Raw genomic sequence first — 1,088 nt, 5'->3', positions numbered from 1 at the left:
AGTTAAAATCTGTTTATAAAGATTTTGACACAGGTAATGTATGTCTCAAATTTAATGTAGAAAAGAGTTGGTTTTTACCTCAGTTCTTTGTTAGCAAACGTTATTTCTTATATTTACTCAATAATTAACTCATTATTAAAAACTAAATTTGAATCTAGAGTGATTTTCATTATATATGTACCTTTCGAGAGATTGGATACATCAATATTCTCAAAATCTAAATTTTTCTTTTTAATTAATTTACCAGACAAATCAAAAATATCAATTTGTTTAATATTTTCAATATTTTCAAGAGTTACATAAGATTGCGCAGGATTAGGATAAATAATAATATCTTTAAATGTAAAATTATCGTTTGATAAATTAATATTGCAGTTATCAAAAATGGATTGATATAAGTTTTCTTGTACCGAATAATTTGTCACAGTATTTCTAAAACCTTGTGAAAAAAAATAACAGTTTAAGCCATCAATATCATTTAGATTGGGGTTATTGTCAATTATAAACTCATTGACATTGACATTAGTTAAGTTTTCCAGGCCATTTAAATTTGTGATTGATGTACAAAGTCCAATTCTAAAGCTATAGCCAGTAACGCTTTGCAAATTTTCTAATCCTTCAAGACTAGTAAGGTTTTGCATAGCGTAGATGAACAGACTTTCAACAGTTTGTAGATTATTTAAACCCTGCAAACTTTGAGCTGTTATTTCCAAAATAGATAGATCATCTACATTAATCAGATTTGTAAATGGGCTTAGATCTGTAATTTGCCAAGGTGCAGGACCCAAGTCGCCAATGTTTAATTGTTGTAATGAAGTACAATTAGGATAATTAATAATAAAATCATCTACGTCTTGTTGAGTAATTGCATAAAACTTGTTATCAGGTGGACATTGGCCGTGCAAATTGAAGTTTATAAAGAAAAAAGTAAATAATATTATGCTTTGTAAAGTATAGATTTTTCGTTTCATAGTATAGTATTTAATGTTTGTTAACGTGTTTGTATAACCGTCAGTTGCGTGGTTTAAAGCTAAGATAAGTAAAATACTGAAATATTGAGCACGCAAGGATTTGTCCGTAGGATAAAT

Annotated in this window: 1 protein-coding gene; it reads right to left on the bottom strand. The window is 27.8% G+C overall.

Annotation, left to right across the window (positions count from 1 at the left end):
• Positions 1 to 113 precede the first annotated feature (113 nt).
• Positions 114 to 1,088 (bottom strand): T9SS type A sorting domain-containing protein (locus LX95_RS14515; protein WP_211307664.1); only part of this gene is annotated, 975 nt, incomplete at its 5' end.

The sequence above is a fragment of the Mesonia algae genome, from assembly GCF_003253545.1.
GTDB lineage: Bacteria > Bacteroidota > Bacteroidia > Flavobacteriales > Flavobacteriaceae > Mesonia > Mesonia algae.
Note: the sequence above shows the minus strand (reverse complement) of the source record. Positions and strands in the feature narration are given on the sequence as shown.